Origin of the sequence: Micromonospora sagamiensis (assembly GCF_014680085.1) — a bacterium.
Classification (GTDB): domain Bacteria; phylum Actinomycetota; class Actinomycetes; order Mycobacteriales; family Micromonosporaceae; genus Micromonospora; species Micromonospora inyonensis.
On record NZ_AP023438.1, the window covers coordinates 3,802,711 to 3,828,406 of the forward strand.

Genomic DNA, 25,696 nt, shown 5'->3' on the forward strand with positions numbered 1-25,696 from the left:
CGCTCGCCTCACCGCCTTGGTCACCATCCACATGCTAGTGAGCTCTTGAGTACGGCTCGCGGTAACACGCGGGCAAACGCCGCCCAGCCCAAGCGGTGGTTGGCTGTCCCTGTCCTGCTTCGCAGTGGTTCCGTTTCCTCCCCGGCCGGAAGCCGGAGTATCCCCGGAAGGGAAGTTGTTGATGACTGGTGTTGCGCTTGCCGAAGAGCTGCTGCTCCTCGCCTACGACGACGAAACCGGCAAGGCGACGATGCCGCGGATCAGCCTGGACCTCGGCATGGCCGCCGCGGTCCTGGTGGAACTCGCCCTCGCCGGCCGGATCGCCTACTCCGACGGTTCGCTGGTGGTGGCCGACCCGTCACCGACCGGTGAGCCGATCATCGACGACGTGCTGGCCCGGATCGTCGCCGACGACAGTCCCCGCAGCCCCTCCTCCTGGGTGCAGCGGCTCCGCCACGGTCTGCGCGACCGGATCCTCGGGGATCTCTGCGGGCGTGGGGTCGTGCGGGACGTCGACGAGACCGAGCTGGGTTTCATCCACGTCCACCGCTACCCGATGGTCGACCCGTCGGTCGAGCAGGACACCCGCCGCCGCCTCGCCGAGGCGCTCACCGGCGGTCCGGTGCCGGACGAGCGGACCGCCGCCCTGGCCACCCTCGTCTGCGCGGTGCGGATGGAGTCTGTCCTCGGGCTGACCGGGGACGCCGCCGCCGACGCCCACCGCCGGCTGGAGGAGATCGCCGGTGGGGCCGGGTTCTCCGGCACCGTCGGCATGGACGACTCCGTCGTCCGCCCCTCGGTGGCGCTGGTCATCGCCGCCCTCGGGCGGGCCGTCGACCAGGCGCTCGGCAAGCGCGCCTGACCGACGTTGACGAGCTGGTTTTCACGGCCGAGCCGTAAGCGTCAGTACCGTCAGCCGATCGCCTGATCCGGGCCGCCCCGGGCTGGGCTCCAGGCGCGTACCAACGGCCCGCCGGGATCGATCCTGGCGGGCCGTTCGGTGCCTCAAGGCCTAAGGTCTGTCTTGCGGATCATGAGTCTCGCTCGTTGCGTGGCCGTTCCCTGGCCACCCGGATCACCCCTGGTCAGGCAGCCGGCCCGCGCCAGTTGATTCTGCTGTTGGAGCAGGTTCGGGTGCCCGCCCGGACGGTGTGGGGCCGCCGCGTAAGCGGCCCGAGTCGTTCACTGGTGACGAGGCGTACTCCTCTCGCGTGAACCGGACCGCCTTGCGGAACCTAACCCCATCCGTTGTCCACGAAGAACCGCCCCAACTCCGCGTCCATTTCCCTGTAGCGGTGGGTGTCCGGGTGTTCGATCATGCGAACCTCCGCCCTGAAGCCCTCACCCCCAGGGCCGGCAGAGAGGTCAACGATGGCATTCAGGCTTTCGCCGAGAAACTGAACGGTCCAGCCGTCGGGAGTCCACCGGCACAACACCTCCTGGACCGTCTCAGCTGCCAGTTCACCTGTTCCAAGCTGTACGCATCGAAGATTGACTGTCGATCGGGCGAGGAGTACTGCGTCCGGGTCACGATCGCGAGGGCCGGCGGGGTGGACCGACTTGAGCCGGGCGACTGCCGCCTTGATCGCGTCGTAAGCCGCGTTGCCGATCACACCAGCGGTGGCGGACGCTCCAACCCAGAAGACAGCCGTTTGCGTCCACTCGGCGAAATCGACTCTGAGGGGGTGCCCACCACCTCTCGAACCGGTGGGTGGACGGTCGCTGATGCCCATGTCTACAGCCTAGGAAGGCCATCAAGGGCTTGAGCCGGTTCGCCGCTCGCGATGTGTTGTTGCCACCCGGTGACCCGCGCGTCGTGGCCCTGCGGCCGTCAGTCAGCAGCCTGGGCTCTCAGGGCAGGGCCCTATTCGTCGGGTACGAAGACACCGAGCCCCTGTCGGCCTTCAACCACCCCGGCCTCAAGCAGAATCTCCACTGCTTTCCGCGCGGTGCCTACCGAGGTCTGGTACTCGTCCGCAAGTTCCTTGGTGGTCGGCAGCTTGTCCCCCGGCTTGAGCAGCCCACGCTCGATCTTGACCCTCAGATCGTTCAAGATCCTGCGGTACATGGGCACGTAGGGGCGCATGGCGAAAGTTCACCACGGGCGACCTACAGCTTTGCCGGGTATGCCCGTCTTTGCAGGTAACACATACTTCATATGTTCTCTAGTAAACTATTGATCATGGCGTCGTTCCTCATCAATCCGCCGCCACGCTTCGCGCGTGAACGGCGGCGGCCGACCAGCTCTCCGCTGCTCACGCTCGTCGAGCAGCAGTGGGGGCGGCTGCCGGGTGACGAAGTGCCTGCGGGAAGCCTCCCACGGCTTCGGGCCGGTCGCCGTGCAACTGGCCCGGTCACTCGCCGCGCACCGGCTCGGCGACACCGCCGAGGCCGTCCTGCGGCACGAGCATGCCGTACGCGGTGACGGCTGGCGGCGGCTGCCCGCCGAACATCGCGCCGCGCACCTCGTCGACGCCGCCCGCGCCTACCTCGACGCTGGCAACGGCGCACGGGCCGGTCAGGTGCTGCTCGACGCCGACCGTACCGCGCCCGCCGAGGTCCGCGACCGCCCTGCCAGCCGTACCCTGCTCACCGAGATCATCCGGCGCGGGCCGGCGGCCGCCGACGTTGCGCGACTGGCCACCGTCCTCGGCCTGACCCGCTGACCCGGCTCGCCCCAGACTGCCCGCCATCCCCACCTGCGGCGGGGAGTACGGCATGGGTCGCCGACGACTGCTCGGGTAGGTGTCACTCCGCTTCGGTGACCTGACCGTCGGCGTAGGTGTAGGACCACTGGCCGCCGTCCTCACCCTCGATGTGGACGGTCCCCGAGCGGACGAACGGCGCGAGCGCGCGGTAGAAGGCCTCGGCCTGTTCCGACCACTTGGCATCGCCCAGGTCCTCGGGGCCGAACTCGATCCAGTCACCGTCGCGTTCGATCGACGCCGCCACCCATCTGCCCAGCTCGGTGAGGGTCTGGCTCGCGGTCGGGTCGCCCGGGTCGAACCAGCCGCTTCGTCCGGTCATGGCGGTCATGGCGGCGGCAGCGGCGGCGGCTTCGTCCGACTGCGGAAGGTGGAGGCGGCCCGAGGGCACTACCAGGTATCCCACGGCGCACATCCTATGTGAGCACCCGGCGGGCGCCGGGCAGAGCAACCCCTCATCTGGTCGACCGCGAACTATCGACGCTTTCGAGGTCAGCCGTGGAGCGCCCGCCTCTCCCGTCGTCAGAGGGCCAGGGCGGCGGCGACCTCGGTGCGCAGCGTGGCGACGGCGGTCCTGGCCCGCTCCCGGGCCGCGGCGACGTCGCCGTCCGCGACCGGCGCCACCACCTCCAGGTACGCCTTCAGCTTCGGCTCGGTGCCGGAGGGGCGGATCACCACCCGGGCGGTGTCGGTCCGCAGGATCACCACGTCCGCGTCGGGCAGCAGGTCCTGTGCCGAGGTGACCGGCCGGCCGAGCAACGTCGTCGGGGTGGCGGCCCGGATCCGGGCCATCGCGTCGGCGATCAGCCGCAGGTCGGTCACCCGGACGGCGTACTGGTCGGTGTGGTGCACGCCGAACTCGGCGGCCAGCTCGTCCAGCCGGTCGGTGAGCGTACGACCCTCCGCCTTCAGGCCGGCGGCCAGTTCGGCGACGGTGAGCGCGGCGGTGATGCCGTCCTTGTCCCGGACGTGCTCCGGCGCGACGCAGTAGCCGAGCGCCTCCTCGTACCCGAAGACCAGCGGCGCGCTGCCGTCGCCGGCCCGGACGATCCACTTGAACCCGGTCAGCGTCTCGTCGTACGGCAGGTCGCGGGCGGCACACATGGCCCCCAGCAGCGCGGACGAGACGATCGTGGTGGCGTACAGGCCCCGGACGCCCCGGCGCATCAGATGGTCGGCGAGAAGCACCCCGACCTCGTCACCGCGCAGCATCCGCCATCCGCCGGCCGCAGCGTCCGGAACCACCACGGCGCACCGGTCGGCGTCCGGGTCGTTGGCGATGGCGAGGTCCGCCCGGGTCGACACGGCGAGCGCGACCAGCCGGTCCACCGCGCCCGGCTCCTCGGGGTTGGGGAAGGAGACGGTCGGGAAGGTGCCGTCCGGCTCGGCCTGCTCGGGCACCACCCCGGGCACCCCGAAACCGGCCCGGCTGAAGGCGGCGGTGAGCACCGCCGCACCCACCCCGTGCAGGGGCGTGTACGCGACCTTCAGGCTCCGGGGCCCGTCCGGGCCGATCACCTCCACCGCCTGCCTGACGTACGCGACGGCCAGGTCGTCGCCGAGCACCTGCCCGGGTGGACCGAGCGGCACCTCGGCCAGCGGGCCGACCGCCCGGATCGCCGCCTCGATGCCCCGGTCGGCCGGTGGCACGATCTGCGCGCCCGCACCGGTGGCCCCGCCGAGCTGCGCGCCGAGGTAGACCTTGTAGCCGTTGTCCTCGGGCGGGTTGTGGCTGGCGGTGACCATCACCCCGGCCGCCGCGTCGAGGTGACGCACCGCGTACGCGAGCACGGGGGTGGGCAGCGGGCGGGGCAGGAGCATCGCGGGCCGACCCGCTCCGGTGGCGACCTCCGCGGTGCGCTCGGCGAACTCCTTCGAGCCGCGTCGCGCGTCGTACCCGATCACCAGGGGGCCGGTGGCGCCCTCGGCGGCGAGCCAGGTGACCAGCCCGGCCGCGGCCTGGGTGACCACCGCGAGGTTCATCCCGTTCGGGCCGGCGCGCAGCGGACCGCGCAGCCCGGCGGTGCCGAAGGTCAACGGCCCGGCGAACCGGTCGGCCAGCTCGGGGGCGCTCTCCGGGAGCCGGTCGAGTACGGCCTGGAGTTCCTCCCGGCCGGCCGGGTCGGGGTCGTCGTCGAGCCAGCGCCGGGCGCGCTCGCGAAGGTCGTCGAGGGTGTCAGTGAGATCCGCCGCCATGCCTCTTGATAGCACGGCGGCGGATCACCACGTCCGGTCGGCTCGACTCAGCCGGCGTCGGTCAGTTGGAACGACTTCACCATCTGGTCGAAGATCGGCCTGCTCTCCGCGAAGCGGGAGTCGTTGGCGGTCAGGTAGAACGAGTAGGCCTTGCCGTCGTGGGCGACACCGCGCCACACCCCGTGCCGCATGGTCTCGCCCGAGCCGCAGGTGTACTCGAGCTGGGCGGCGGGCTTGCCGCCCAGCTCCTGCTCGTCCATGGCGAGCTGGTTGTACGGCTTGGCGCAGGAGTTGCGGGTCCGTAGCCCGTCCGCGGCGATCTCCGCCCACCGCATCGAGGTGGAGGTGGCGGAGAAGTCCTCGGTGATGATGCGGACCCGTCGGCCGCTGTCCTCCGGGTCGGTGTAGTCGGTGTAGCTGCCGCCGCTGGCCTTCTTCCAGCCCTTGGGCACCAGCATCGAGATGCCGCGCGCGGAGTGCTCCTGCATCTCCACGGCGGGTGTGGCCGGCTCGGAGGCGCTCGGCTGGGTCTGCGGGTTGGCCGGCGGCTCCGGGTCGCCGCCACTGAACACGGCGACCAGGGCGATCAGCAGCACCACGGCCAGCCCACCGGCGGCGGCGAGCTGGATCTTGCGCGGCCAGCGACGGACCTGCTCCAGCACCCCTCCCACGCCACCCCGACCGCCGTCCCCGGCGGGGGCGCTGCCCGGCCCGGTGGCGGCCGGTACGGCCCACGGCTGCCCGGTGCCCGGCACCGACCACTGGTTGCCGGCCGGCACGCCGTAGGTGGACCCGTACGGGGAGCCGAGGCGCTGGGTGGACTCCGGCGAGCCGCCCGCCGGGACCTGCTGCGTGGCGTCCGCCGACCGGCCGTAGGTCACCGGGCGGGGCGTCTCCGTCCGCCGGCCGAGGGCGACCGTCGGGTCCGCCCCGAAGCCGCCCTTGGCTCCGGGCGCGCGCCCGAGGTTGACCGTGGGCGCGGTGTCCTCCTTGACGGCCGGCGGCGGGGCGCCGGTGGTCTTCGGGCCGGTGTCGGCGCGGCCGCCGTAGGTGGTGCCCGACCGCTCGGCGCGGGCACTGGGTGCGGGCATCGCGCCGGTCGGGGTGTGCAGCGGTCCGGCGAGCGCGTCCGCGCTGGTGTCCTCCAGCGCGGCGGCCGGTGCCGGGGTGATCGCCTTCGGCGTCTCGCCCCGCCGTAGTGCGGCGAGCCGGTCGGTCAGGGACTCCCCGGGCGCGAGCATGGCCCGGCCGCCGATCTGACCGGTCGGCTTCGGCTCCTCGGCCTCGACCGGGACCGGGTGCGGCGTGGCGGGCCGCTGCACCGGCACCACCGCGTACGGGTCGGTGACCGAGTTGACCGCCGCCGCGTTGCTCGCCAGCGGGCCGGCGAGCAGCTCACGCAGCATGGCCCGGGAGGTGTGCACGTCGAAGCGGCGGGCCGGGTCCTTCTCCAGCAGCCCCATCAGCACCCGGGTCAGCGGTCCGCTGCGGGTCGGCGGGGCCGGCTCGTCCTCGACCACCGAGTGCATCGTCTCGATCGGGTCGCCCTTGTCGAACGGGGGACGCCCCTCGACCGCGGTGTAGAGGGTCACGCCCAGCGAGAACAGGTCGCTCGGTGGACCGAAGTCCTGCCCCATGGCGCGCTCGGGGGAGATGAAGTGCGGCGAGCCGAGCACCATGCCCGGGGTGGTGAGCTGGACGTCGGTGGGCATCCGGGCGACGCCGAAGTCGGTGAGCACGCAGCGGCCGTCGGTGCAGATCAGCACGTTGGCCGGTTTCACGTCCCGGTGCAGCACGCTCATCGCGTGCGCCACCTCCAGCGCGCCGAGCAGCGCGATGCCGATCTTGGCGACGGCGCGTGGGGCGACCGGTCCGTCCTCGATGACCATGTCGGCCAGGCTGCGGGCGTCGAGCAGCTCCATCACGATCCACGGCCGGCCACCCTCGGTGACCACGTCGTAGACCTGCACCACGGCCGGGTGCTGGATGGCCGCGGCGGCGCGTGCCTCGCGGAGGGTGCGTTCGTACATCGCGTCGCGGTCGCTGGGCGCCAGGCCCGGCGGGAGGACGACCTCCTTGACCGCCACGTCACGTCGGAGAAGTGTGTCAGTGGCCCGCCAGACCGTCCCCATGCCGCCGTTGCCCACCGGGGAGCGCAGCTCGTAGCGACCACCGATGGTGGTGCCGGGGGCTGCATGCCCGTTGGGGGGACTGGCCGGTCCGCCGCTCCACGTCGGGATCTGAGTCACAGAAAAGCCACCGGAGTAAATCGAGGGGGCTGGGACACAACCCCCCTATCTTGCGGGTTCCGACACCCGATGCGAAAGCCGACGCGGCGGGCGTTCTTTCACCGACGACCATACGTGCTGGTCCCAGCGTCGCCCGTCGAGCCTCGTCGAGCAAGATGTGCCCAATCCCTCATCCCTCCGTCGAGCCGGTCGTCCTACCATCCTCAGGATGAGCGAACGGCGGTCAAGCGAGTCCGGCTTCCCGATCAAGGACGTCTACACGGCGGACGACCTCCCCGGAGACCTGGACGCCCGTCTCGGCGGACCGGGCGAGTTCCCGTACACCCGGGGCGTGTACCCGACGATGTACACCTCGCGACCGTGGACCATGCGGCAGTACGCCGGCTTCGGCACCGCCGCCGAGTCCAACGCCCGCTACCACCAGCTCCTGCGGGCCGGCACGATGGGCCTCTCCGTCGCCTTCGACCTGCCCACCCAGATGGGGTACGACTCCGACGACCCGATCGCGCACGGCGAGGTCGGCAAGGTCGGGGTGGCGATCGACTCGATCGAGGACATGCGGACGCTGTTCGACGGCATCCCGCTGGACAAGGTCTCCACCTCGATGACGATCAACGCGCCGGGCTCGGTGCTGCTCCTGCTCTACCAACTCGTCGCCGAGGAGAACGGGGTCGCCGGCGCGGACCTCAACGGCACGATCCAGAACGACATCCTCAAGGAGTACATCGCCCGGGGCACGTACATCTTCCCGCCGAAGCCGTCGCTGCGGCTGGTCGCCGACACCTTCGCGTACTGCCGTACGGAGGTGCCGAAGTGGAACACCATCTCCATCTCCGGCTACCACATGGCCGAGGCCGGCGCGACGCCCGTGCAGGAGATCGCCTTCACCCTGGCCAACGGGGTGGAGTACGTCCGTGCCGCGATCGCCGCCGGGCTGGCCGTGGACGACTTCGCCCCCCGACTGTCGTTCTTCTTCGTGGCCCGGACGACCCTGCTGGAGGAGGTCGCGAAGTTCCGCGCCGCCCGGCGGATCTGGTCCCGGCTGATGCGTGACGAGTTCGGCGCGAAGAACCCGAAGTCGCTGATGCTGCGCTTCCACACCCAGACCGCGGGCGTGCAGCTCACCGCCCAGCAGCCCGAGGTGAACCTGGTCCGGGTGGCGGTCCAGGGGCTCGGCGCGGTGCTCGGCGGGACCCAGTCGCTGCACACCAACAGCTTCGACGAGGCCATCGCGCTGCCCACCGAGAAGGCGGCCCGGCTCGCGTTGCGTACCCAGCAGGTGCTGGCGTACGAGACCGACCTGACGGCCACCGTCGACCCGTTCGCCGGGTCGTACGTGGTGGAGGCGATGACCGCCGAGATCGAGGCGGCGGTCGACGAGCTGATGACCCGGGTCGCCGACCACGGCTCGGTGGTGGACGCGATCGAGGTCGGTTTCCAGAAGCGCGAGATCGAGCAGTCCGCGTACCGGATGGCGCAGGAGATCGACTCCGGCGAACGGGTGGTGGTGGGTCTCAACCGGTTCGCGGTCGACGAGGAGGAGCCGTACGAGCCGCTGCGGGTGGACCCGACGATCGAGGCGGCCCAGGCCGAGCGGCTGGCGACGCTGCGGCGCTCGCGGGACACGGCCGCCGTCGAGCGGGCCCTGGCCGAGCTGCGGGCCGCCGCCTCGGGCACGGAGAACGTGCTCCTCCCGATGCGCGAGGCACTGCGGGCCCGGGCCACGGTCGGCGAGGTCTGTGGGACGCTGCGCGAGGTCTGGGGGACGTACCGGCCCAGCGACCGCTTCTGACGCCTCCGCCGCGACCGTTCCCCGCCCGGTCCTGACGGCGGGGGCCGCCGCGCGACGAAACCGGGCCGGGGTGGGTGAGTGTCCCGGACCGGACGGGTAATCCCCTCGGGTGACGGGAACGGACAGGATGTGCGGTGGGCGCCCGTCCTGTCGTGGGACCTTCGGGATCTTCCTTGCGCCCGGCGCTTCCCGGATGTCGGGACGCTTCGCTGTCGGGTCGTTGTCGGAGGCGTCCACCACCAGGCCGACCAATGCGACAATTCGGAACTAAGGGGTAGGCGGTCGACGCCGTTGTCGCCGGTCGACAGCGGTTACGCGGTGTAGGAGGTGTGGGGCGCATGGAGGCTCTTGACGGCGATCCACCTGCTGTCCCGCAGGTGTGCGAGCGCTCCCACCAGGACTTTCGTGACGCTCCGCGCTCCGACGGTCACCGTAACGAAATTGCGCAGCGTCACCGTCGAAGGTCTAGGCTGTCCGAGTCCCATCCCATCCACAGTGATCGAGAAATCGACGTGACGAGTGCGTTGACGCTGCCCAACGGCAGCCATCTGGCGTCGTCCTGGCACGAGGCGCCGCCGGGATCCCAGCCCCTGCCGTTCGAGCTCGACCATCTGCTCGCGCTCCGGACACCCGGCCTCATCGCCACCCGTCGGCACCTCCACTCGCACCCGGAACTCTCCGGCGAGGAGTTCGAGACGGCCGCGCTGATCGCCCGGGAGCTCTCCCTGGCCGGGCTGCAACCCCGCATGCTGCCCAAGGGCAACGGGGTGATCTGCGACATCAACGGTCGCCCGGACGGACCGGTGGTCGCGTTGCGCGCCGACATCGACGCGCTGCCGCTGACCGACGTGAAGGACGTGCCGTACCGCTCCACGGTCGACGGCGTCTGCCACGCCTGCGGCCACGACGTGCACACCACCGTCCTGCTCGGGGTCGGCATGCTCCTCGCCCAGCTCGCCGACCTCGGCGAACTGCCCGGCCGGGTCCGGCTGATCTTCCAGCCGGCCGAGGAGATCCTGCCCTGCGGCTCGCTGGAGGTCATCGAGGCCGGCGGCCTGGAGGACGTCACCCAGATCTTCGCCCTGCACTGCGACCCCAACCTGCCGGTCGGCAGGATCGGCCTGCGGGTCGGCCCGATCACCGCCGCCGCCGACAACGTCACCGTCCGGCTGAGTGGGCCGGGCGGTCACACCGCCCGGCCGCACCTCACCGTCGACATGGTCGACGCCCTCGGTCGACTGGTCACCGAGGTTCCGGCGCTGGTCAGCCGTCGGGTGCCGGCCAACAGTGGCCTGCTGCTGGTGTTCGGTCAGGCCACGGCCGGCACCCGCTACAACGTCATCCCGTCCGAGGCGGTCGCCTCCGGCACCCTGCGCGCGATGACCCGGGAGGCCTGGGAGGAGGCGCCGAAGATCGTCGCCCAGGTGGTCCGGGACGTCCTCGCCCCCACCGGCGCCACGGTCGACCTGGAGTACCTGCGGGGCCGCCCGCCGGTCAGCAACGACGCGAAGGCGATCCAGGTGCTCACCGCCGCCACGATCTCCGCGCTCGGTCCCGACGGGGTCGCCGAGACCCCGCAGAGCATGGGCGGCGAGGACTTCTCCTGGTATCTGGAGTACGTCCCCGGCGCGCTGGCCCGGCTCGGGGTCGGCCGGTCCGGGCCCAGCCTCGACCTGCACCGCCCCTCGTTCGACGTGGACGAGCGCGCCATCGCGGTCGGCGTCCGGCTCATGGTGCAGACCGCGCTCCGGGCGCTGGCGGAGGCTCGCTGACCCCACCCGCCGACGGCGGCGTACCGCTCCCGGCCGACGGCGGTGCGGGCGTCGCCGGCTGCGACAGGCCACCGCTCCCGCCCGGCGGCGTGCCGCCCCCGGCCGACCGCTGGGCGGGCGTCGCCGGCCGTGGGGCGGCACCGACCCCGGCGTGCACCGGAGCGGGCATCATCGGGTAGGCCGGAGCGCCGGGGACGACCTGGGCGGCCCGTCGCTTGCGCCGCCGGCGCACCACCCGCCAGACCAACACCACCGGTACGGCGAGCACGACCAGCCAGGGCAGCAGTGCCCCGAGCACGGTGACCAGGACGGTCACCGAGTCCAGGAAGGTCCGCCAGCCGGCGGCGAGCCCGGCCAGGAAACCGGTCTCCTCCTGCTCGTCACTGGTGCGGCTGCCCTTCTCGGTGGAGAGCGAGACGTTGATCGTGGAGAGCGCGGTGAGGTCGGCCAGCCGGCGCTTCTTCGCCTCCAGCGAGGCGAGGTCGGCCTCCCGGCGGCCCAGTTCGTTCTCCAGCGACACGAGATCGCTGATCGAGGAGGCCCGGGCCAGCAACCGGCGGGCACTCTCCACCCGGGCCCGCTGGGTGATGATCCGGGCGTCCAGGTCGACCGTCTCCTCGGTGACGTCCTCGGTCCGGACCTCCCGCCACTGCTGCTCGCCCAGCTTGGCGATCCCGTCGACCACCCCGGTGAACCGCTCCGCCGGCACCCGCAGCTCCAGGTTGGCGCGGGCGAACTCGTCGACCCCGCGCCGTTCGTCCCCACCGACGAAACCGCCGGCCGCGGTGACCAGCGCGATCGTGTCCCGGGCGGCCTGGTCCACGTCCTTGACCTGCACCCGCACCGACCCGGTGTAGATGATGGCGCGCTGGTCCACCCGCAGGTCCACGCCGCCAGCGCCGCCCGGCGTGTCCTTCGCGCCGGTGTCTCCCCGCTCCGCCGCCTCCGGTGCGGGTGCGCCCCCGGCCGCGCTGTCCGCGGCCGGCGCGCTGCTGCTGCTGTCCCTGTCGGCGGAGCACCCGCCCACGGCGACCACTGCCACCAGGCCCAGGGCCACCAGCGGTACGCCCCACCGCCGCCGTCCGTTATCCACCATTTTTGTCTCCGATCCTGTGACCCCGGCCGTCTGATTTGCTGACTGCATCCGCCGAGGCGATCGATCAGACGAGGCGCGGTGCCGTCTCCGTTCCGGCAAACTGCGCTGAAGAGATCACGATTTGGTTGTCGAGGAGTCACGAATGCGACTGACCAAGTACGGCCACTCCTGCGTCCGGGTCGAGCACGACGGGGGAGTGCTCGTCATCGACCCCGGAACGTTCAGCGAGACCGCCGAGGCGCTCGACGGGGTGGACGCGGTGCTGATCACCCATCAGCACCCGGACCACGTGGACGTGGCGGCGCTGACCCGGCAGCTCGACCGGCGCCCGTTCACCCTGTACGGGCCGGCGTCGCTGGCCACCACCGTGGACGGCCTGCCCGATGTGCTGAGTCCGGTCGAGCCGGGGCAGTCGTTCACCGCCGCCGGCATCCCGGTCCGCGCCTACGGCGGGCGGCACGCCGTGATCCACCCGGACATCCCGGTGGTGGACAACCTCGGATACCTGGTCGACGAGACCGTCTACCACCCCGGTGACGCCCTGGTCGCCCCGGACGACGTGCCGGTCGACACCCTCTTCCTGCCGATCCACGCACCGTGGGCGAAGTTCTCCGAGTCCCTGGACTTCCTCCGGGCGGTCGCGCCACGTCGGGCGTACGCCCTGCACGACGGGCTGCTCAACGCCAACGGGCTCGCCGTGTTGGAGGGCAACTTCCGGCGGCTCTCCACCGTCGACTACCAGCGGTTGACGCCGGGCACCCGGATCGACGTCTGAGCCGATGCCCGGCCCCTCCCACGACCTGATCGAGCAGCTCTACGGCACGCCGCCGGACCGGTTCGTGGCCGCCCGGGACGCGGCCGTGGCCGAGGCGCGCCGGACCGGCGACCCGGCGACCGCCCGGGAGATCGCGAAGCTGCGCCGCCCCACCGTGGCGGCGTGGCTGGTCAATCTGCTCGCCCTCCGCCGTCCCGAGCTGGTGGCCGGCCTGGCGGAGCTGGCCGAGGCGCTCCGGGCGGCGCAGCGTGACCTGCGGGGGCCGAAACTGCGGGAACTCTCCGCGCAGCGGCGCGCGGTGGTCGCCGCCCTGGTGGCCGAGGCCCGGACGCTGGCCGCCGACACCGAGGACGCACCTCCGGTCAGCCGCTTGCCACTGGCCGAGGTCGAGGCGACGCTCAACGCCGCGCTCGCCGACCCGCAGGTGGCCGCCCAGGTCCGCTCCGGCCGGCTGCTCCGGGCCGCCAGCTACGCCGGGTTCGGCGAGGTGCCCCGGCCGCAGCTCCGGCTGGTCACCGGCGGTGCTGCGGAACCGTCGGGTGGCGGGCGTCCGGCCCCGGGGGAACCGGCGAAGCGGACCGGCCGGACCCGGGAGGCCGACCGGGCGGCACCGGCCGGGGAAGCCGACCGGGCGGCACGGGCCAGGGCGGCCGAACGAGCAGAACGGGCTGAACGGGCGAAGCGGCGGCAGGTGCTGGAACGGGAGCTGGCCAAGGCGCGGACCGACCAGGACCGGGCCGAGGCGGAACTGACCGGCGCGACGGTGGCCGAACGCGACGCCGCCGACACGCTCGCCGCGATCGAGGTCGAGCTGGCCGAGGTCGAACGCCGACGGGCCGGCGCCGAGCAGGAGGTGAGCCGGCGCAAGCTGGCCCGGCGAGCCGCCGAACGGGCCGCCAGCGCGGCCCGGCGGCACGCCGGTGACATCGAGGGGGCGTGGGAGGCACTTCTCGCCGAAGAGGGGACTGCGGGCACGGGCGCCGACACGGCACACTAAACCGGATGGACGTACGGTTGGTGACCCGTCGTGGACGGGCCGGATGACACCGGAACAGGCCGCCGCGGCGAGCAGGGCGATCGTGGTCGAGCTGGGGGAGGCGTACACCCAGTGCCCCACCACCCGCCGCCGGGCGCGGCTGCTCGGCATCTCCGGCTGGGCCTTCTACGTCACCGCCCGGGGCGGCGCGCTCGGTGACGTCGGGTCGGAGACCGCCGCCGCATGCCTGGGCTTCATCGCCCCGGGTGCGGTCGCCGAGGGCTGGGACGCCGCGGCCCGCGTGACCGGCCCGCGCGAGGTGGCCGCCGCCGGCCTCGCCGAGTGCTGCCGCTGGGGGCGTCAGCACCTGGACGACGCCCCCGGCGCGGCCCGCCTCGCCGACCTGATGCACCGGGCGGTGACCGCCGCCGAGGCGCACGGCCTGCCCCTCTTCGCGGCCTGGCGGGCGATGCCGGTGCCGGACGACGCGCCGGGTGCCCGCGTCGCGGTGGGGCTGCACCTGCTGCGGGAGCTGTACCTCGGCGCGTACCTGCTCGCCGTCCGGGTCAGTGGGATGACCCCGTTGGAGGCGGTGCTCGCCGGCACGGAGGGAGAGGCCGGGGCGATGGCCGGCGGTTGGCCCCGGCCGTACCCGCCGGTGGGCCCGCTGGTGCGGCGGCGGCTCTGGGCGGAGGCCGCGACCGACGCGCTGGTCTCCTCCGCCTTCCGGGCGCTCGGGGCGGCGGAGCGGATCGAGCTGGTCGACCTGCTCACCGCCCTCCACCAGCGGGTGAACGCCGCCAGCGACCGACCCGGGCCCGGCGCAGGGGCGTGACGTTCCCAACTCGTCGGGTGCTGCCCGGGTGCGCCGGCCGACTGGAAGTGGGGTCGGTCGGTCGGGCCGGCGGCGACGAGCGCAGACTGAAGGGGTGTCGGACGTGCTACGCGGACGCGGTGCCGGTGGGCCGGGACCGCAGCTCCTTGACGTAGTCGTCGGGCGCACCCGCCTTCTCGGCCGCGTTGGCGATCTCCGAGAGGTACCACGCGGTGGGGAGCCCGCCCTCGTACCCGGCGAAGACGTAGATCCCGGCGGTCACGTCGCCGTCCAGGGTCGAGACCCGTACGTGCAGCTTCCGGTACGTGCCGGCGGTCACCCCCTCGATCTCGTCGAGCTGGGCGGCGTCGTACGGGTGGATGTCGTAGAGCGCCACGAACACCCGGTCGCCGGGGGACTCGACGACGGTGCTGACCGCGCCCTCCCAGCCGATGACGCCCTCACCGGCGAAGGTGAGTCGCCAGCCCTCCAGCCAGCCGACGCCGACCATCGGCGAGTGCGGGCAGTAGGCGCGCATCCGGGCGGGGTCCAGGTTTGAGCCGTAGGCGGCGTAATGACGCACAGCGATGACGATAGCCCGGCGGACGGGCGGGGGAGAATACGAACGGTGCGTGTCGGGCAGTCTGGAGTGAAGAAAACCATCATGGGAAGCGACGGAGGGCGGGCGCTGTGAGCCGGATCGTGATCATCGGCGGGGGGCCGGCGGGGTACGAGGCGGCGCTGGTCGCCGCCCAGTTGGACGCCGATGTCACCGTGGTGGAGGCCGAGGGGGCCGGCGGTGCCTGCGTGCTCTGGGACTGCGTCCCGTCGAAGACCTTCATCGCCAGTTCCGAGGTGGTCACCGGCTACCGGGACACCGAGGAGTTCGGGGTGGACTCGGACGGCCTGGAGGCGGTCACCGTCGACGCGCGGGCCGTCCACGAGCGGGTCAAGCGGCTCGCCCTGGCGCAGTCCGCCGACATCCACGCCAAGCTGGTCAAGGCCGGGGTGCACGTCGTCGAGGGCCGCGCCCGGCTCGGTGAGGACACCCTCGGGCACACCCACCGGGTCGTGGTCACCCCGGCCGACGGCGAACCGGAGTACTCGATCGCCGCGTCGACCGTGCTGATCGCCACCGGCGCCACCCCGCGCCAGCTCCCCACCGCCGTGCCCGACGGTGAGCGCATCCTCACCTGGCGGCAGGTCTACGACCTCCCCGAGCTGCCCGAACACCTGATCGTGGTCGGCTCCGGCGTGACCGGCGCCGAGTTCGCCAGCGCGTACCTGGCGATGGGCGTCGAGGTCACCCTGGTCTCCAGCCGGGACCGGGTCATGCCGCACGAGGACGCCGACGCGGCCATGGCCATCGAGCGGGTCTTCCGCTCCCGGGGCATGACCATCCTCAACAACTCCCGCGCCGAGGCGGTCCGTCGGACCGACAGCGGCGTCGAGGTCCAGCTCTCCGACGGGCGCGTCGTGGACGGCTCGCACGCGCTGATCGCGGTCGGCTCGGTGCCGAACACCGCCGGGCTCGGCCTGGCCGAGTACGGCGTCCAGCTCGCCCAGGGCGGGTACGTCACCGTCGACCGGGTCTCCCGCACCAGCGTGCCCGGCATCTACGCCGCCGGTGACTGCACCGGGCTGCTCCCGCTGGCCAGCGTCGCCGCGATGCAGGGGCGGATCGCCATGTGGCACGCGCTCGGCGAGGCGGTCCGGCCGCTGCGCCTGCGGACCGTCTCGGCGAACGTCTTCACCGACCCGGAGCTGGCCACCGTCGGGGTGTCGCAGGACGAGGTGGACGCCGGCAAGGTGCCCGCCCGGCAGGTGATGCTGCCGCTCGCCGGCAACCCGCGCGCCAAGATGGCCGGCCTGAACGACGGGTTCGTCAAGCTGTTCTGCCGGCCCGCCAGCGGTCAGGTGGTCGGCGGGGTGGTCGTCGCGCCGAAGGCGAGCGAGCTGATCCTGCCGATCACCATGGCGGTGGAGAACAACCTGACGGTCAACGAGCTGGCGCAGACCTTCACCATCTACCCGTCGCTGTCCGGTTCGATCGCCGAGGCGGCCCGGCAGTTGATGCTGCACGAGCTGGAGTGAGCGCCGCCGGGCTCCCGGCGTGACAATCAGCCGACGCCGGGAGCCCCGACCGACTCGTGCTCTCCGTCCGGGCGCGCCTGACGGGCGGCGACCCGGTTCAACGCCCAGCCGGCCGCCGCGAACCCCGCCGCCGCCCCGGCCGCGATCAGCGCCAGCAGCCAGGCCGACCGGGTCAGCGCCGCGCCGCCCAGGTGGCCGACGAGTCCGCCGTACGTGGCCCAGCCCAGCGCGGCGACCGCTTCGTAGCAGACGAAGAGCCGATACGGGTAGCGGCTGCGGCCGGCGGAGAAGCAGGCCGCCATCCGTCCGCCCGGTACGAACCGGCAGAGCAGGATGACCAGGGGCCCGGGGCGGCGCAGCCCCTGGGTGAACCGACCGGCGGCGCGTCGGGCCCGGCCCGGCCGTCGCTGGCGGGGTACCACCCGCTCCGGCGTCCGCCGGCCCAGCAGATAGCAGGCCAGGTCGCCGACGAACACCCCGGTCGCGCCGATCCCGATGATCAGGGGCAGGCTCAGTTCGCCGTACACGGTCAACGCGCCGCCCGTGATCATGACGGCCTGCGTCGGGACGACCGGGACGAAGGCGTCCACCGCCAGGAGCCCGAGCAGGATCAGGTAGGCCCACGCGGGTGACGCCACGTCGGTGAGTAGGTCGGGCACCACTGCCACCTCGCGGTTCGGCCGATCGGGGTGTACCGAGCCTGACGGCATGTGCCGCGTCACCACGGACAGCCCCGGCCGGTGGTGACCCCCACCACCGGCGGAGCCACCTTGGTACAACGACGAGCTACCGCAGAGGTTACGGAAAGCGGCGGCGTCGTGGGGTCCCGTGACGGTCGGCGGATACGTCGCCGCGCGCGTACCGTTGACAGCGCGGTCCGATCGCGTCGGGTCCCCCGTTTCCGACGAGCGGGCCGCTCGCGGGCCGCCGGCAGGTCCCGTGCCGGCGGCCCGCCTTCCCCACGCCCGTCTGCTCCGCCGGCTGCGGATCCCCGATCCCGCCTCGTCCCGTCGGGTGGACCCACCCCGGCCCTACCAAATCAGGTGCGTCCCGCCGGGTGGACGGCGTACCGTCGCCGCATGCGCAGTGCGGTGGTGACGACGACGCCGGGAGACCCCGGCGTTGCCGCGCTGACCTGACGTGTCGACGAGGCCCCGGGGCGATCCGCCCCGGGGCCTTCGTGCTGCTCCGACCGGTCGCCTCCGGGGTCGTTACCGAACCAGGAGACCCCGATGATCGACCACCGCAGGCTCGGCCGCGAGCTCGACCTCTTCGCCTCCGACCCGCTCAGCGGCGCCGGACTGCCACTCTGGCTGCCGGCCGGCGCGGCCGCCCGGCACGCGGTCGAGGAGTACCTCCGGGAGTTGGAGCGGCGGGCCGGCTACCAGCACGTCCACACCCCGCCGTTGGGTCGGCGGGAGCTTTTCGCGCTCTCCGGGCACCTCGGCTACTTCGCCGGCGACATGTTCCCGCCGATGCGGCTGGGTGCCGACGACGAATTCGTCCTCCGGCCGGCGCTCTGCCCGCACCACGCGCTGGTCTACCGGGCCCGGGGCCGCTCCTACCGGGAACTGCCGCTGCGCGTCGCCGAACTGGGCGGCATGTACCGGGCGGAACGGTCCGGGGTGCTCGGCGGACTGTCCCGGGTCCGTGCGATCTCCCTCAACGACGCGCACAACTTCTGCACCCTGGAGCAGGCCGGCGCGGAGGTCGCGGAGATCCTCGGACTGATCCGGGCGGCGCACGCCGCGCTCGGCGTACGGGTGGCCGGGTTCCGGCTGTCGCTGCGCGGGCCGGGGGAGAAGTACGTCGGCGACGAGGAGCAGTGGCGTCGGGCCGAGGAGCTGCTGCGGGCCGCCCTGGCCGGGATCGACCACACCGAGGCCCCCGGCGAGGCCGCCTTCTACGGACCGAAGATCGACATCCAGGTACGGGACGCGGCGGGGCGGGAGTCCACCCTCTCCACCATCCAGCTCGACTTCGACAAACCGGAGCGGTTCGACCTGTCGTACGTCGACGCGGGCGGGGCGCGACGTCGACCGGTGATGGTGCACCGGAGTCTGGTCGGCAGCATGGAACGTCTCTTCGCGTACCTGATCGAGGAGCACGCGGGTGCGTTCCCGGCCTGGTACGCCCCGGTGCAGGTGGTGGTGCTCCCGCTGGACGACCGGCAGGCCGACCCGGCGGCCGGGTTCGCCCGGGACTGCGTCCGTGCCGGGTTGCGGGCCGAGGTGGACGGGGCCGGCTCCCTCGGTGCGCGGATCCGGGAGGCGGCCCGCCGCCGCATCCCGTACGTCGCGGTGGTCGGACCCCGCGAGGCCGCCGAGGGCCGGGTCAGCCTGCGCCAGCGCGACGGCCGACTCCTCGACCCCCTGCCCGTCCCGGCCGCCCTCGACCTGGTCACCGCCGCCGCCCGCCCACCGCTGGAGTGACCGTCACCGGTGGTGCTGCCCGCCGTCGACGGCCGGCGGCACCACCGGTGGGCGTCACGGCACCGGCGACGGGTCGTCCTGGAGCGGGGCGGAGAACTGGGCGTGGTGCAGGCGGTGGTAGGCGCCCCGGGCGGCGAGCAGCTCCTCGTGGGTGCCCTGCTCGACGATCCGGCCCCGCTCCATCATCAGGATCAGGTCGGCGTCCCGGATGGTGGAGAGCCGGTGGGCGATGACGAAGCTGGTCCGGTCCGACCGGAGCGCCGCCATCGCCTGCTGCACCAGCACCTCGGTCCGGGTGTCCACCGAGCTGGTCGCCTCGTCCAGGATGAGCAGCGACGGCTCGGCGAGGAAGGCCCGCGCGATGGTGATCAGCTGTTTCTCGCCGGCGCTGACGTTGCCGCCCTCGGAGTCGATGACCGTGTCGTACCCGTCCGGGAGGCTCCGGACGAACCGGTCCACGAAGGTCGCCCGGGCCGCCGCCAGGATCTCCTCCTCGCCGGCGTCCGGTCGGCCGTAGGCGATGTTCTCCCGGATGGTCCCGCCGAACAGCCAGGTGTCCTGGAGCACCATGCCGATGCGGCTGCGCAGTTCGTCCCGGCGCATCGTGGTGACGTCCACCCCGTCCAGGGTGATCCGGCCGGCGTCCAGCTCGTAGAAGCGCAGGACCAGGTTGACCAGGGTGGTCTTGCCCGCTCCGGTCGGCCCGACGATCGCCACCGTGTGCCCCGGTTCGGCGACCAGCGACAGCTCCTCGATCAGTGGCTGGTCCGGGTCGTACCGGAAGGAGACCTTCTCGAACTCGACCCGGCCGGTGGCGGCGCGCCCGGCACCACCGGTCCGCTGGGCCACCACCGCCCCGGCGGGCACCGAGGGCCGAGCGACGGTGGCCGGCTCCGGGGCCCGCGCGGTGGCCGGCAGCTCCGGGGCCCGGGCGGTGGCCGGCAGCTCCGGGGTCCGGGCCACCGGATCCGGGGTCTGTTCGGGCGCGTCGAGGACGGCGAAGACCCGCTCGGCCGAGGCCACCCCGGACTGGAGCAGGTTGATCATCGAGGCGAACTGGGTCAGCGGCTGGGTGAACTGCCGCGAGTATTGGATGAACGCCTGCACCTCGCCCAGGCTCATCGCCCCCGCCGCCACCCGCAGACCGCCGACCACCGCGACCAGCACGTAACCGAGGTTCCCGATGAACATCAGCGACGGCATGATGATCCCGGAGACGAAGTAGGCGCCGAAGCCGGCCCGGTACAGCTCGTCGTTCTTCGCGGTGAAGGCCGCCTCGACCTCGCGCTGGCGGCCGAAGACCCGGACCAGCTCGTGCCCGGTGTACGCCTCCTCGACCAGGGCATTGAGCTGCCCGGTGTGCGTCCACTGGGCGACGAACTGTCGCTGCGAGCGCTTCGCCACCTGCCGGGTGACCAGCACCGACGCCGGCACCGCCAGCAGGGTGAGCGCGGTCAGCAGCGGCGAGACCACGACCATCATCACCACCACCCCGAGCACGGTGAGTACCGAGGTGAGCAGTTGGCTCAGCGTCTGTTGCAGGCTCTGCGCGACGTTGTCGATGTCGTTGGTGACCCGGCTGAGCAGCTCGCCCCGGGGCTGCCGGTCGAAGTAGGGCAGCGGCAACCGGTGCAGCTTCGCCGCCACGTCGGCGCGCAGCCGCTGCACCGTCCGCTGCACCACCGCGGTGAGCAGGTGCCCCTGCATCCAGGTCAGCAGGCTGGCCAGCAGGAACAGCCCCAGGGTGAGCAGCAGCACCCGTCCGAGCCGGCCGAAGTCGATGCCCGCGCCGGGCACCACGTCCATCCGGGCGAGCATGCCGGCGAGGGTGTCGTCACCGGCCGCGCGGGCCCGCTCGACGGCCTCCTCGGTGGTCAGCCCGGCCGGGACCTGCCGGCTCAGTACCCCACCGAAGATCAGGTCGGTGGCGTACCCGAGGATCAGCGGCCCGACCACGCTGAGCCCCACGCCGCCGACGGCGAGGGCGAGCACCGCGACGAGCCGCCCCCGGTGCGGCCGGAGCAGGCCGAGCAACCGGCGGGCCGACGGCCCGAAGTTCAGCGGCTTCTCCGCCGGTACGCCCACGCCGGTCACCGGCCCGCCGCGCCGGGCACCCGGCGGGAGCCGCCGTGGCGTCCGCTCGTCCCCGCCCATCGGTCCCTTCCGCTTTCCGTCGGGTACGGCCCGCGTGCTCACGCCGTCGCCCCCGCGGTCTGCTGGGAGGAGACGATCTCCGCGTACGTCGGGCAGGTGTCGAGGAGGTCGGCGTGGCGGCCGATCCCGACCACGGCCCCGTCCTCCAGGACGACGATCTGGTCGGCGTCGACGACCGTGGAGACCCGCTGCGCCACGATCAGCACGGCGGCGTCCCGGGTGGCGGGGCGCAGCGCGGCGCGCAGCCGCGCGTCGGTGCCCAGGTCGAGGGCGGAGAACGAGTCGTCGAAGAGGTAGATCCCGGGGCGGCGGACCAGCGCGCGGGCGATGGCGAGGCGCTGCCGCTGGCCGCCGGAGACGTTCGTGCCGCCCTGCGTGATCTCGGCGGCCAGCCCACCCGGCATCGCCGCGACGAACTCCCGGGCCTGGGCGATCTCCAGCGCCGCCCACAGATCCTCGTCGTCGGCGTCCGGGTTGCCGTACCGCAGGTTGCTCGCCACCGTCCCGGTGAACAGGTACGGCCGCTGCGGCACCAGCCCGATCCGGCTCCACAGCGTCTCCGGGTCGAGGTCCCGGACGTCGACCCCGTCGACCAGCACCGCGCCGGCGGTCACGTCGACCAGCCGGGGGATCAGCGACACCAGGGTGGTCTTGCCCGCGCCGGTGCTGCCGACGATCGCGGTGGTGGTGCCGGCGGTGACCCGGAAGGAGACGTCACGCAGCACCGGGGCGGCCGCGCCCGGGTACTGGAACCGCACGTCGTGCAGTTCCACGCCGCACGCCCCGGTCGGGTGGACCGGCTCCCGGGGCGGGGCCACCGACGGCTCGGTGTCGAGGACCTCGGTGATCCGCTCGGCGCAGGCCGCCGCGCGGGGCACCATCATCAGGGTGAGCGTGGCCATCATGACCGCCATCAGCATCTGGGTGAGGTAGGCGACGAACGCGGTGAGCGCGCCGACCTGGATCTGGCCGGCCTCGACCCGCAGCGCCCCGAACCAGAGCACCGCGACGCTGGAGACGTTGAGCACCAGCAGGATCACCGGGTAGATCAACGCGAGCAGCCGGCCGGCGCGCAGGGCGGTGTCGGTCAGGTCGGCGTTCGTGGCGGCGAAGCGCTCCGTCTCGTACGGCTCGCGGACGAAGGCCCGCACCACGCGGATGCCGCTGATCTGCTCGCGCAGCACCCGGTTGACCGCGTCGATCCGGGTCTGCTGCCGCCGGAAGAGCGGCACGAGTCGCCGGGTGATCAGGCTGATCGCCAGGGTCACCACCGGGATGCTGACCACCACCAGCCAGGAGAGCCCGACGTCCTCGCGCAGCGCCATCACCAGCCCGCCGACGCTCATGATCGGAGCGGTCACCAGCATCGAGCCGGCGACCAGCACGAGCATCTGCACCTGCTGCACGTCGTTGGTGTTCCGGGTGATCAGGGACGGTGCGCCGAACCGGGCCACCTCGCGGGCGGAGAAGCGGGTGACGTGCCGGAAGACGGCGACCCGCACGTCCCGGCCGAAGCCCATCGCGGCCAGCGCGCTGTACCGGACGGCCACGATCGCGCAGCCGACCTGGACCGCGCTGACCAGCAGCATCCACCCGCCGAGCCGGACGATGAGGTCGGTGTCCCCCCGGGCGATGCCCCGGTCGATGACGTCGGCGTTGAGGCGTGGCAGGTAGAGCGAGGCCATCGTGCCGACGAACTGGAGCACGACCACCGCCGACAGCGGTCGCGCGTACGGGCGTAGGTGCCGCCGCAGGAGCCGGATCAGCACGACGCGCCCCCCGGTCGCGGGTCGGCTGTCGGGTCGCCGCTGCCGGGCCGGGGCTCGCCGTCGCCGGCCTGTGGCTCACCGCTGCCGGACCGGGACTCGCCGTCGCCGGCCTGCGGGTCGCCGCTGCCGATCACCTCCAGCAGGAACTCGCGGATCACGGCGGCCCGGGCCGGGTCGGCGTCGACCGAGGTCAGCGGCGGGTTGGTGGCGACCAGCCCGGCAGGCGCCGCGATCTTCTCCCGGCCGGCGGGGGTGATGGCGAGACGTACCGCCCGACGGTCGGTCTCGTCCCGCTGCCGGCTGACCAGCCCGTCCCGTTCCAGGGTGTCGACGATGCCGGTCAGGGTGGCCGGGCGGACGAAGCACCGCTCGGCCACCGCGCGGTGGGTCATCGCGCCGTGCCGGTCCAGGGTCATCAGGGTGGCCAGGCCGGCCTGGGTGAGGCCGTACTCCTCGGTGAGCCTGCGGTTCCACCGCTGGGCCACCAGATGCCCGGCCACCACGAGCAGACGGCCGAGAGGCGCGTCCCGCAGCTCGGGGAGGTCCATGGGAGACACCTTAGCTCCCTGACAGTCAGGACCCGAACGGAATTGCCGCGCGCCCGATCGCCGTCGCCGTCGACTTCGTCGGCCCGACCGGTCCGACGCCACCCGACGTCGAGCGGGTCGTCCGCCACCGTTCACCAGCTCGTCGGCAGCGGCATCCCCTCGGTGTAGCCCGCCGTGCTCTGCACCCCGACCACCGCCCGCTCGTGGAACTCGGTCAGGTTGCGCGCCCCCGCGTACGTGAACGCGCTGCGCACCCCGGCCACGATCTCGTCGATCAGGTCCTCCACGCCGGGACGGTTCGGGTCCAGGTACATCCGGGCCGAGGAGATGCCCTCCTCGAAGACCGCCTTGCGGGCCCGGTCGAAGGGACTGTCGTCGGCGGTCCGCGCACTGACCGCCCGCGCCGACGCCATCCCGAAGCTCTCCTTGTACCGCCGGCCGTCCGCGTCGGTGTAGAGGTCACCGGGGGACTCGTAGGTGCCGGCGAACCAGGAGCCGACCATCACGTTGGACGCCCCGGCGGCCAGCGCCAGCGCCACGTCCCGGGGGTGCCGCACCCCGCCGTCGGCCCACACGTGCCGCCCCAGTTCCCGGGCTGCCTTCGCGCAGTCCAGCACGGCGGAGAACTGTGGACGTCCCACCCCGGTCATCATCCGGGTGGTGCACATCGCGCCCGGACCGACGCCGACCTTGACGATGTCGGCCCCCGCCTCGACCAGGTCGCGTACCCCCTCGGCGGTGACCACGTTGCCGGCCGCCACCGGCACCGCCGGGTCCAGTCCGCGTACCGCCCGCAGCGCGGTGATCATCCGCTCCTGGTGGCCGTGGGCGGTGTCCACCACCAGCGTGTCCACCCCCGCCTCCAGCAGCGCGGCGGCCTTGCGCCGGACGTCGCCGTTGATGCCGACCGCGGCGGCGATGCGCAGCCGTCCCCGGTCGTCGACCGCCGGACGGTAGAGGGTGGCACGCAGGGCCCCCTGCCGGGTCAGCACGCCGACCAGGCGGCCCTCGCCGTCCACCACCGGAGCGAGCCGGCGGCGGCCCGCCGACAGCCGGTCGAAGCCGGTACGCGGGTCCGCGTCCGCCGGCACCGTGTGCAGCTCGGTCGACATCACGTGCCGGAGCTGGGCGAACCGGTCCACGCCCACGGTGTCCGCCTCGGTCACCACCCCGACCGGCCGGCCGTCGGCGTCGACCACGACCACCGCCCCGTGCGACCGCTTCGGCAGCAGGTGGATCGCGTCGCCGACGGTGTCGGTGGGGCCCAGCGTGATCGCCGTGTCGTGCACCAGGTGCCGTTGCTTCACCCAGGCGACGACGGTCGCCACCACCTCGAGCGGGATGTCCTGCGGGATCACCGCGACGGCACCCCTGCGGGCCGCCGTCTCGGCCATCCGCCGGCCCGCCACCGCCGTCATGTTCGACACCACCAGCGGGATCGTGGTGCCGGTGCCGTCGGCGGTGGACAGGTCCACGTCGAGGCGGGAGCCCAGGTCGGAGCGGGCCGGCGCCATGAAGACGTCGTTGTAGGTCAGGTCGTGCGCGGGAGCCGCGCCATGAAGGAACCGCACCTCGACATCATTCCTGCTCGCCGCCGGTTCCGCCGCCGGTGCCGACCGGCGGCGGTCCACGCCGGGTCGTGCGGTGGCCCGCCCCGGCCCCGGCGGGCCACTCACCCCAGCAGCAGCGCCACCGCCACCGCGGCCATCACCACCGCGATCACGCCGTCCAGCACCCGCCAGGCGGCGGGGCGGGCCAGCAGCGGCGCGAACCGGTGCGCGCCTGCGCCGAGCAGGGTGAACCAGACGACGCTGGCGGACGTCGCCCCGACCCCGAACAGCCACCGGTGCTCGTGCTGCTGGGCGATTCCACCCAGCAGCAGCACGGTGTCGAGGTAGACGTGCGGGTTCAAATAGGTGAAGGCCAGGCAGGCCAGCACGGTCGCCCGGAGCGTGGCGGGCGGTCGCTCGGTGGGGACGAGCCGCCCCGGACGCACCGCCCGGCGGGCGGCCAGGGCGGCGTAGCAGAGCAGGAACGCCGCCCCGCCCCACCGGATCACGCTCAGCAGCACCGGCTGGCTGGCCACCGCCGTACCCAGGCCGGCGATCCCGGCGAGGATCAGCAGCGCGTCGGACACGGCGCAGGTGACCACCACCGGTACGACGTGCTCCCGCCGCAACCCCTGGCGGAGGACGAACGCGTTCTGCGCGCCGATGGCGACGATCAGCGCGAGGGAGACGGAGAACCCGGCGACGGCGGAGGTGAGTGCGGTGGACACGGAGCGAGGCTAGGAGCCGGCGCGCACTTAAGTCCAGTTAACCTTT

General features: G+C 73.0%; 22 protein-coding genes. 9 read left to right on the forward strand and 13 right to left on the reverse strand.

What is annotated here, in order from left to right; genetic code table 11:
- Positions 1 to 181: 181 nt before the first annotated feature.
- On the forward strand, positions 182 to 862 hold the full coding sequence (locus IGA62_RS16810; RefSeq protein WP_145820063.1) for a GOLPH3/VPS74 family protein: 681 nt from the start codon (positions 182 to 184) through the stop codon (positions 860 to 862).
- Between the two features lie 373 nt (positions 863 to 1,235).
- On the opposite strand, the gene IGA62_RS16815 is transcribed toward IGA62_RS16810, so the two are convergent.
- Together IGA62_RS16815 and IGA62_RS16820 are read right to left on the reverse strand one after the other, a co-directional pair.
- Positions 1,236 to 1,733 carry a hypothetical protein gene (locus tag IGA62_RS16815; protein ID WP_145820061.1) on the reverse strand — a complete coding sequence of 166 codons (498 nt, stop codon included), beginning with the start codon at positions 1,731 to 1,733 and terminating at the stop codon, positions 1,236 to 1,238.
- Between the two features lie 131 nt (positions 1,734 to 1,864).
- Positions 1,865 to 2,053 carry a winged helix-turn-helix domain-containing protein gene (locus IGA62_RS16820; RefSeq protein WP_232624672.1) on the reverse strand — a complete coding sequence of 63 codons (189 nt, stop codon included), beginning with the start codon at positions 2,051 to 2,053 and terminating at the stop codon, positions 1,865 to 1,867.
- A gap of 238 nt (positions 2,054 to 2,291) precedes the next feature.
- Here IGA62_RS16820 and IGA62_RS16825 point away from each other — a divergent pair, with 238 nt between their 5' ends.
- Positions 2,292 to 2,666: a hypothetical protein gene (locus IGA62_RS16825; protein WP_145820057.1), complete on the forward strand. Its 375-nt coding sequence runs from the start codon at positions 2,292 to 2,294 to the stop codon at positions 2,664 to 2,666.
- Between the two features lie 82 nt (positions 2,667 to 2,748).
- Here the strand turns inward: IGA62_RS16825 and IGA62_RS16830 are convergent, their stop codons facing one another.
- The 3 genes from IGA62_RS16830 to IGA62_RS16840 all read right to left on the reverse strand — a co-directional run bounded on the left by IGA62_RS16830 (position 2,749) and on the right by IGA62_RS16840 (position 7,150).
- Entirely contained in the window at positions 2,749 to 3,111 is a 363-nt protein-coding gene (locus IGA62_RS16830) for a hypothetical protein (protein WP_145820055.1), read from the reverse strand.
- A gap of 116 nt (positions 3,112 to 3,227) precedes the next feature.
- Positions 3,228 to 4,901, reverse strand: coding sequence for a phospho-sugar mutase (locus IGA62_RS16835; protein WP_145820053.1), 1,674 nt, complete (start codon positions 4,899 to 4,901; stop codon positions 3,228 to 3,230).
- A 47-nt stretch (positions 4,902 to 4,948) separates the two neighbouring features.
- Positions 4,949 to 7,150, reverse strand: coding sequence for a serine/threonine-protein kinase (locus tag IGA62_RS16840; protein WP_145820051.1), 2,202 nt, complete (start codon positions 7,148 to 7,150; stop codon positions 4,949 to 4,951).
- A gap of 208 nt (positions 7,151 to 7,358) precedes the next feature.
- Between IGA62_RS16840 and IGA62_RS16845 the strand changes: the two genes are divergently transcribed.
- Both IGA62_RS16845 and IGA62_RS16850 read left to right on the forward strand, forming a co-directional pair.
- Positions 7,359 to 8,942, forward strand: a complete 1,584-nt coding sequence (locus tag IGA62_RS16845; protein ID WP_145820048.1) for an acyl-CoA mutase large subunit family protein — start codon at positions 7,359 to 7,361, stop codon at positions 8,940 to 8,942.
- Between the two features lie 512 nt (positions 8,943 to 9,454).
- The gene (locus IGA62_RS16850; protein WP_145820046.1) at positions 9,455 to 10,714 is read left to right on the forward strand and encodes an amidohydrolase; all 1,260 of its coding nucleotides are present in this window, start codon (positions 9,455 to 9,457) and stop codon (positions 10,712 to 10,714) included.
- Here the strand turns inward: IGA62_RS16850 and IGA62_RS16855 are convergent.
- A complete protein-coding gene (locus IGA62_RS16855; RefSeq protein WP_145820044.1) occupies positions 10,671 to 11,810 on the reverse strand; it encodes a DUF4349 domain-containing protein in 1,140 nt (379 codons plus the stop codon). The two genes, IGA62_RS16850 and IGA62_RS16855, sit on opposite strands and share 44 nt — an antisense overlap.
- A gap of 142 nt (positions 11,811 to 11,952) precedes the next feature.
- Here IGA62_RS16855 and IGA62_RS16860 point away from each other — a divergent pair, with 142 nt between their 5' ends.
- The 3 genes from IGA62_RS16860 to IGA62_RS16870 are packed head-to-tail and all read left to right on the forward strand — an operon-like array spanning position 11,953 to position 14,396.
- Positions 11,953 to 12,585, forward strand: coding sequence for an MBL fold metallo-hydrolase (locus IGA62_RS16860; RefSeq protein WP_145820042.1), 633 nt, complete (start codon positions 11,953 to 11,955; stop codon positions 12,583 to 12,585).
- Positions 12,586 to 12,589: 4 nt separating this feature from the next.
- Positions 12,590 to 13,582, forward strand: coding sequence for a hypothetical protein (locus IGA62_RS16865; protein WP_145820040.1), 993 nt, complete (start codon positions 12,590 to 12,592; stop codon positions 13,580 to 13,582).
- A 43-nt stretch (positions 13,583 to 13,625) separates the two neighbouring features.
- A complete protein-coding gene (locus IGA62_RS16870) occupies positions 13,626 to 14,396 on the forward strand; it encodes an SCO6745 family protein (protein WP_145820038.1) in 771 nt (256 codons plus the stop codon).
- A gap of 106 nt (positions 14,397 to 14,502) precedes the next feature.
- Here the strand turns inward: IGA62_RS16870 and IGA62_RS16875 are convergent, their stop codons facing one another.
- The gene (locus tag IGA62_RS16875; RefSeq protein WP_091456986.1) at positions 14,503 to 14,958 is read right to left on the reverse strand and encodes a gamma-glutamylcyclotransferase; all 456 of its coding nucleotides are present in this window, start codon (positions 14,956 to 14,958) and stop codon (positions 14,503 to 14,505) included.
- Between the two features lie 107 nt (positions 14,959 to 15,065).
- On the opposite strand from IGA62_RS16875, the gene IGA62_RS16880 reads away from it, so the two are divergent.
- Positions 15,066 to 16,469: an NAD(P)H-quinone dehydrogenase gene (locus tag IGA62_RS16880; RefSeq protein WP_145820036.1), complete on the forward strand. Its 1,404-nt coding sequence runs from the start codon at positions 15,066 to 15,068 to the stop codon at positions 16,467 to 16,469.
- 26 nt (positions 16,470 to 16,495) lie between these two features.
- On the opposite strand, the gene IGA62_RS16885 is transcribed toward IGA62_RS16880, so the two are convergent.
- Positions 16,496 to 17,128 (reverse strand): DedA family protein, encoded by a 633-nt coding sequence (locus tag IGA62_RS16885; RefSeq protein WP_145820034.1) that lies wholly within the window; start codon positions 17,126 to 17,128, stop codon positions 16,496 to 16,498.
- Between the two features lie 573 nt (positions 17,129 to 17,701).
- Between IGA62_RS16885 and thrS the strand changes: the two genes are divergently transcribed.
- Complete coding sequence (thrS, locus tag IGA62_RS16890; protein WP_145820032.1) at positions 17,702 to 18,901, forward strand: threonine--tRNA ligase; 1,200 nt, start codon at positions 17,702 to 17,704, stop codon at positions 18,899 to 18,901.
- A 54-nt stretch (positions 18,902 to 18,955) separates the two neighbouring features.
- On the opposite strand, the gene IGA62_RS16895 is transcribed toward thrS, so the two are convergent.
- The 5 genes from IGA62_RS16895 to IGA62_RS16915 form a co-directional block, all read right to left on the reverse strand.
- Complete coding sequence (locus IGA62_RS16895; RefSeq protein ID WP_377465440.1) at positions 18,956 to 21,097, reverse strand: ABC transporter ATP-binding protein; 2,142 nt, start codon at positions 21,095 to 21,097, stop codon at positions 18,956 to 18,958.
- Entirely contained in the window at positions 21,094 to 22,824 is a 1,731-nt protein-coding gene (locus IGA62_RS16900; RefSeq protein ID WP_145820028.1) for an ABC transporter ATP-binding protein, read from the reverse strand. The genes IGA62_RS16895 and IGA62_RS16900 overlap by 4 nt, the downstream gene beginning before the upstream one ends.
- On the reverse strand, positions 22,818 to 23,372 hold the full coding sequence (locus IGA62_RS16905) for a MarR family winged helix-turn-helix transcriptional regulator (protein ID WP_145820026.1): 555 nt from the start codon (positions 23,370 to 23,372) through the stop codon (positions 22,818 to 22,820). The genes IGA62_RS16900 and IGA62_RS16905 overlap by 7 nt, the downstream gene beginning before the upstream one ends.
- Positions 23,373 to 23,503: 131 nt before the next feature.
- Positions 23,504 to 24,943, reverse strand: a complete 1,440-nt coding sequence (locus IGA62_RS16910; protein ID WP_145820024.1) for a GuaB1 family IMP dehydrogenase-related protein — start codon at positions 24,941 to 24,943, stop codon at positions 23,504 to 23,506.
- Positions 24,944 to 25,044: 101 nt separating this feature from the next.
- On the reverse strand, positions 25,045 to 25,650 hold the full coding sequence (locus IGA62_RS16915; protein WP_145820022.1) for a LysE/ArgO family amino acid transporter: 606 nt from the start codon (positions 25,648 to 25,650) through the stop codon (positions 25,045 to 25,047).
- Between the last annotated feature and the right edge of the window lie 46 nt (positions 25,651 to 25,696).